The 6,127-nt window shown below is 33.5% G+C and carries 8 protein-coding genes; all 8 read right to left on the bottom strand.

Annotated elements, in window-relative coordinates; genetic code table 11:
• Positions 1-212: 212 nt before the first annotated feature.
• Positions 213-356 (bottom strand): hypothetical protein, encoded by a 144-nt coding sequence (locus V5784_RS06075; protein ID WP_336888148.1) that lies wholly within the window; start codon positions 354-356, stop codon positions 213-215.
• 20 nt (positions 357-376) lie between these two features.
• Positions 377-493: a hypothetical protein gene (locus tag V5784_RS06070; protein ID WP_336888149.1), complete on the bottom strand. Its 117-nt coding sequence runs from the start codon at positions 491-493 to the stop codon at positions 377-379.
• Positions 494-691: 198 nt separating this feature from the next.
• Positions 692-1,339, bottom strand: a complete 648-nt coding sequence (gene wrbA / locus V5784_RS06065; protein WP_336888147.1) for an NAD(P)H:quinone oxidoreductase — start codon at positions 1,337-1,339, stop codon at positions 692-694.
• A gap of 175 nt (positions 1,340-1,514) precedes the next feature.
• Positions 1,515-2,123 carry an HAD family phosphatase gene (locus V5784_RS06060; protein ID WP_336888146.1) on the bottom strand — a complete coding sequence of 203 codons (609 nt, stop codon included), beginning with the start codon at positions 2,121-2,123 and terminating at the stop codon, positions 1,515-1,517.
• Between the two features lie 35 nt (positions 2,124-2,158).
• The gene (locus V5784_RS06055) at positions 2,159-3,808 is read right to left on the bottom strand and encodes an iron ABC transporter permease (RefSeq protein WP_336888145.1); all 1,650 of its coding nucleotides are present in this window, start codon (positions 3,806-3,808) and stop codon (positions 2,159-2,161) included.
• On the bottom strand, positions 3,808-4,803 hold the full coding sequence (locus tag V5784_RS06050; RefSeq protein ID WP_336888144.1) for an ABC transporter ATP-binding protein: 996 nt from the start codon (positions 4,801-4,803) through the stop codon (positions 3,808-3,810). Before V5784_RS06050 ends, V5784_RS06055 begins: the two co-directional genes overlap by 1 nt.
• 8 nt (positions 4,804-4,811) lie before the next feature.
• Entirely contained in the window at positions 4,812-5,441 is a 630-nt protein-coding gene (locus tag V5784_RS06045; RefSeq protein WP_336888143.1) for an extracellular solute-binding protein, read from the bottom strand.
• Positions 5,432-5,824, bottom strand: a complete 393-nt coding sequence (locus tag V5784_RS06040; protein WP_336888142.1) for a hypothetical protein — start codon at positions 5,822-5,824, stop codon at positions 5,432-5,434. The genes V5784_RS06045 and V5784_RS06040 overlap by 10 nt, the downstream gene beginning before the upstream one ends.
• Positions 5,825-6,127 lie beyond the last annotated feature (303 nt).

The raw sequence follows: 6,127 nt of genomic DNA, 5'->3' as shown, positions 1-6,127 counted from the left end.
TAAAGAATTATTACTCCTCTTTTTATAAAAGTTTTACATTAATTTTTAGAGTTTACACAAAACTTGCAACAGCCCCTGGTGGTGTGCTTGACAAGACTCACCGCCCTTTAATTTAAAATATTTGACCTCACGTTATTTTCTAATTTTTTCCATCATAATCTTAAGATCTTGTAAAATCGCCTGTAAATCTTCTTCATGTTCTGCTTCTTGCTCTAATATTTAAGAGCGAGGTTGTAAGTTACCATATCTTTATCTTTTGTAAAATCCATTAGATGTTTATATGCACTGATAGCACATTGTTCTCCAGCTATGTTTTGATTTAATATTTCTTCTACATAGGGATCTGAGGGTGTCATATATCCACAACAAGTTTCCTTTAGTAAAGCTGTAATGGTTCTCCTCCAAGCTGAATTATTCTGTCACAAATCCACTGTGCATGTGTAAGTTCTTCAGTAGCATGCTGTAAAAGTTCTACAACTGTAGCTTCTCTCAGAGGTCCTTTTACAATCTGAGCCCCTATCCAATATTGATAATATGCAAGTCACTCATCTGCAAATGCATTCTTTAATAACTTTATTAATTTATCCACATCTAGATCTACAATCTCTCTACCCCTTGTTCCCATGGGATTTACCTCCTTTTGTCTATAGCGTGATATTTTTTTAATTTATATAAGTTTTTGATAGATCTCTTAATGTATGCTCGACGAATTGGTCGGGCAGTTTGATTCTATGGATGAATCAGCTATTTTCTTTGCAACTTTGGCTACGTGTTCACCTTGGAAACGTGCGATTTTCAATTCATTTTCTGATGGTTTTCGGCTTCCATCTGCTCCTGCAAGGGTGGTTGCTCCATAGGGACTTCCTCCACTAATCTCCTCCATATTTAATATTTCCTGACATGAATAGGGAACTCCTACAACGATCATTCCATGATGGAACAGGGTAGTATGAAATGAAGTTATTGTCGTCTCTTGCCCTCCATGTTGCGAGGCTGTAGAAACAAATACACTTCCTACTTTCCCGATTAGAGCTCCATCCATCCAGTGTTGCCCTGTCTGATCCAAAAAACTCCTCATCTGGGAACACATATTCCCAAATCTGGTGGGGGTTCCAAAAATAATGGCATCATATTTCGGAAGCTCCTCAACCGATGCAATAGGAGCCTCTTGATCTAATTTAGCTCCTGCATTCCGTGCAGCTTCTTCAGACATAAGTTCCGGCACCCTCTTAATAGTTACTTCAACCTCATCAATACTACTAGCACCCTCAGCTACGGCTTTTGCCATAGTTTCTATATGACCGTACATGCTGTCATATAGGATCAATATCTTTGTCATTAGCATCCTCCTCATTTTTTTATTATAAAATCATCTATAGGTATATTAACTAAAAACAAAAAAATCCTTTTTAATTTTATGGAGGAGAATACTAATGAATATTTAGAAAAGGCGGGATGGAAAGTGAGGTAAGAAGAGATAAAAAAACGGGAAAATATAAAATTTTCCCGTTTTTTTAAATAAGACCTTTTTCAATTAGTTTTTTTCTAAGCTCTGTGTGGTCTGGAAGATGGATACCAGTAATTCCATACTCTTCAGCTTTTTCTATATTAACCAGTGTATCATCTATGAAAATTGTTTCTTGAGGGAGAAGATTATATCTGCTTAAGAGAATATCATATATTTTTGAATCAGGTTTTATAACGTTTACACCCTCTTCATATGAAACTACTCCTCCATCAAAATTTCTGAAGAATTCATATTTTTTAAAGATAGCTTCAAATGGAATTTTTGGAAAATTAGAGAGTATGTATAACTTGTAGCCATTATCTTTAATTTTTTTAACTAGCGGAATATTGAGACTAAGTTCTGTAAAAAAAGAGATTCTAGCATCTAGAATTTTTCTTACTGCCCCTTCTTTCAATCTGCCCTTAGCAACAATCTTTTTTATTGCCTGTTCTTCAGTTATTATTCCCCGATCTAGATCTAACCACTCATGTCCTTTGAATATATCATCTAAATAAATTTTTCTAGTCTCTTTATCAAGCCTCAGTTCTTCTAGGTAAGCTTCTGGGTCAAAGTTAATCAGTGCTCTTCCCAAATCAAATATCACATTTTTTATCATGGTTATAAAACTCCTCCTTATTTTGATATATTATCTTAGATGTTAAGTTTTCTTCCTCTAGATAAGAATTTAAATATAAGAATGGAAAGAACAGATATAATTGTCAGAATAGTTGAAAGAGCAGCAGCATTTCCAAAACTATCACGAATAACTTCTGTATATATTGCAACAGCAATAGTTCCTGTTTTTCCAGTATATAATATAATACTTGAACTCAGCTCATTGATAGTTGAGATCCAGCTAAGAATCAATCCGGAAAATATACCTGGACCCATCATGATAGCCGTGACTTTAAAAAATGTTTTCATAGGAGAAACCCCTAAATTTATAGAAGCTTCCTCTATACTAGGATCTATTTGATGTAATATAGCTGTTCCCGATCTCACTGTATATGCTAATTTTCTAATAACATAGGATACAATAAGTATAAACCCTGTTCCACTTAGAAGTAATGGTCTTTTATTAAAAGATACCAATAATCCTATTCCCAAAACTGAGCCTGGAATAACATATGGAAACATAATTAAAATATCTAGGATAGGAGCTAGTCTGTTTTTTTTCTTAAAAATAATATAAGAGAGAACAAGTTCTAGCAGTAACATAATCAATATAGATATAATAGAATATAGGAATGTATTATAGATATTAGAAGAAAGTTTATTCATAATATTATAATAACTATCTAAACTAAATCCTGAAACAAATAATGGTCCTCTAGTTTTAAGAAATGAAGTGTAGATAACAACTATTTGAGGTAAAAATGCTATAAATGATATAATACTTACAAATAGAGTAGCCAAAATTCTTTTGTTTTGTGTAAGTATAGCAGTTTTAGGTGGTCTAAGGGCATTCATCTTATAATTTTTCCTAGAAATAAAATACTTCTGAAGGAAAAGTACCATGGTAGAGCAGGCTACAACCACAACACTTAGAGTACTTGCAACAGAGGCGTCTCCACCCATTTCACTCATAAACTCATCATAGATCATAACAGGTAAAACTTTATATCCTTCACCAATTAACATAGGCGTTCCAAAATCAGCCAGAGATGTCATAAAGACCATAAGAGCTCCGGCAGTGATAGAAGGCATAACCAATGGAAAAGTTACTGTAAATAATCTCTGTAATCTATTCATACCTAAGTTTTCAGAAGCCTCCTCCAAAGAAGCATCGATACTATTTAGAGCTCCCGAAGTATAGATATATACATAGGGGAAAAATTTTAGAGTAAATACAATTACTATTCCTGTAAATCCGTATATAGTCGGCATAATTATTCCAAAAGGGCTCAGAAGATTAGTGATCCATCCGTTTCTTCCCAAGAGCAAGATACAAGAATATGCCCCGATAAATGGAGGAGACAGAAGAGAGATCATAATAACCAGATCTAAAAATCCTTTGAAATATATATTGGTTCTGCTCATAAAATAAGCTATAGGAATCCCTATCAAAGTAGCAAAAATAGTTGTAGTAAAACAAACAGCTAAACTATGCTTTAATGCATTGAAATAATAGGGTAAGGAAAAGAAGTCTACATAATTTTCCAAGGTTAATTTTCCTGTTGTAGAACTTACAAAACTTTGACTTACCAGTGAAAATGAAGGGTAGATTAAAAACAAAAATATAAGTGCCAAAGATGTAATGGAAACCATGTTCCAAAAGTTTAAATGTTTATTTATCTTCATTAACTTTCCTCACTTTTATTAAAATGTTTTCTCTTATCTTCAGGGAAAAATATTCCAACTTTATCTCCGATTTGTTTAATTTTTATATCTTTAGAAAACACTTTTACTTCTATCTTTTCACTATTTTCCAATTTAATTTCATAGGAAACACATTCACCCAAGAATGTAGTCAGAGTAACTTCTCCATTGATAGTTCCGGAATCGATATCTACAATTAAAATATCTTCAGGTCTCACAGAAAGAAGCTTTGTAGAGTCTCCTGTAAGTGCAGCGTCATAGATAAAGTTTGAAGTTCCTATAAAGTTAGCAACAAACGCATTGACAGGAAAGGAATAGATCTCTTCCGGAGTTCCAATTTGCTGAACTGTTCCTTTATGCATAACTGCAATCCTATCTGAAACAGCCAGTGCTTCCTCTTGATCATGGGTTACATAGATAGTTGTGATATTTAAAGAAGTCTGTAGTTTTTTTATCGTAGCCCTCATCTTAACTCTAAGTTTAGCATCTAGATTAGATAGAGGCTCATCCATTAAAAGAATCTCAGGATGGATAACGATAGCTCTTGCTAGAGCTACCCTTTGTTGTTGTCCACCAGAAAGTTCAGAAGGTTCTTTTGTTGCTTGATCTCTCATTTCAACCATATCAAGAGCGTTTAATACTCTTTCTTTTATCTTTATTTTAGAGACTTTTCTAGCCTTTAATCCGTAAACCACATTTTCAAATACACTCATATGAGGGAAGATAGCATAGTTTTGAAAAACCATTCCTATATTTCTTTTATGAGCTGGAGTATCGTTTATTTTATTACCGCTTATGATAATATCTCCAGAAGTGATCTCGTTAAATCCTGCAATCATCCTTAAAAGAGTAGTTTTTCCACAACCTGAAGGTCCTAGGAGGGTAAAAAATTCTCCTCTTTTTATATCTAAAGTAGCCTTATCAACAGCTACAAAATCATCGTATTTCTTAGTTATATTTTTAATGTTAACACCCATTTTTTATTTTACTCCTTTCCTGAAACTATATTTTTCCATCTTCTTACTATTTCTTTTTTATTATCTGAAGCCCAACCAAAATCATAGTCAACTAACTTGATATCCGAGAGTGGAAGCAAACCTTCTGGAGCAGCGATATCGCCTCTGACAGCTCTAATTTTAAAGTCTGTAGCTAAAGTTGTTTGAACTTCTTTACTTACTATATAATCTAAGAATAATTTAGCATTTTCTTCGTTTACAGCACCTTTGATTAAAGCAGCAGCATCAGGAACAGCAGAAGTACCCTCAGAAGGATATGTCATTTCAATTTGCCCACCAGCATTTTTATATTTAACAGCATTTTTTTCTAAAGTTAATCCGATAGAATATTCCTTATCTACGACACCTTTAGGAACACCAGAAGAACTTCCTAAAATTTTACCATCTAAATTTGCTACAAATTTCTTAATGAAATCATAACCAGCTTCAGTATCTTTTCCAAAGGCAGTTAATAGAGTCGCAGTGATAGTATAAGAAGATCCAGATTTAACAGGAGAAGCCATAGCTATTTTCCCTTTCCATTTAGGATTCGTTACATCGGCCCAAGAAGTAGGGATATCATCTCCAGTTACAAGATCGGTATTATAGATTATAACCATAGGTAATAGTGCGAAACCAAACCATTTATCTTCAGTATCTCTGAATAAAGGATCGATCTTATCGTGACTTGAAGTTTATATGGTGCAAAATATTCTTTAAATGAGTTAAGAGATTCAGCTCCTCCTCCCCAAACAACGTCTCCCAAAGGATTTACACTTTCAGCTTGGACTCTTTTAAGTATTTCTCCAGTTCCAACTCCAACGATATTAACCTTGATTCCTGTTTTTTCAGTAAAATTGTTTGTAACAGTAGTTAAAAGTCCAGATGGATGTGATGAATACACAGTCACCTCGTTACTCTTAACAGCAGTTTTAGCCTCTTCTTTTCCACAGGCTACAGCCAATAGAAGTGATATTTCCAGCATTAATTTTAAAATTTTCATATAATCCCTCCCTAGTAATGTTTTACAATAAGTCTACCTAAGAAATATAAGCTTCCCCAAGACAGGATAAAACCCTGGGGAACAGTATAATGGTCGTATAAATTCATACAAAGAGTGTTTAACCTTAAGCAAAAAAATAGGGTATAATTTAAGAAAACAATCTGGGGGATTTTGATTATGAATACACGAAAAACTTACTCTTCTAAGTTTAAATTTAAGATCGTTTTGGAAGCTTTTACAGAAAGAGAAACTTTACAGAAAATTGCTAATGATAATGAAATTGCACCTTCTCAAATAACTCGT

It is taken from the genome of Psychrilyobacter sp., assembly GCF_037132775.1.
Lineage (GTDB): Bacteria > Fusobacteriota > Fusobacteriia > Fusobacteriales > Fusobacteriaceae > Psychrilyobacter.
Note: the sequence above shows the minus strand (reverse complement) of the source record. Positions and strands in the feature narration are given on the sequence as shown.

What these genes read in the sequence shown, in the direction of transcription:
- V5784_RS06040 (WP_336888142.1), bottom strand. Translation starts at nt 5,824, where the DNA reads ATGAAAATTTTAAAATTAATGCTGGAAATATCACTTCTATTGGCTGTA.
- V5784_RS06050 (WP_336888144.1), bottom strand. Translation starts at nt 4,803, where the DNA reads ATGGGTGTTAACATTAAAAATATAACTAAGAAATACGATGATTTTGTA.
- wrbA (WP_336888147.1), bottom strand. Translation starts at nt 1,339, where the DNA reads ATGACAAAGATATTGATCCTATATGACAGCATGTACGGTCATATAGAA.
- V5784_RS06060 (WP_336888146.1), bottom strand. Translation starts at nt 2,123, where the DNA reads ATGATAAAAAATGTGATATTTGATTTGGGAAGAGCACTGATTAACTTT.
- V5784_RS06055 (WP_336888145.1), bottom strand. Translation starts at nt 3,808, where the DNA reads ATGAAGATAAATAAACATTTAAACTTTTGGAACATGGTTTCCATTACA.
- V5784_RS06075 (WP_336888148.1), bottom strand. Translation starts at nt 356, where the DNA reads ATGACACCCTCAGATCCCTATGTAGAAGAAATATTAAATCAAAACATA.
- V5784_RS06045 (WP_336888143.1), bottom strand. Translation starts at nt 5,441, where the DNA reads ATGGTTATAATCTATAATACCGATCTTGTAACTGGAGATGATATCCCT.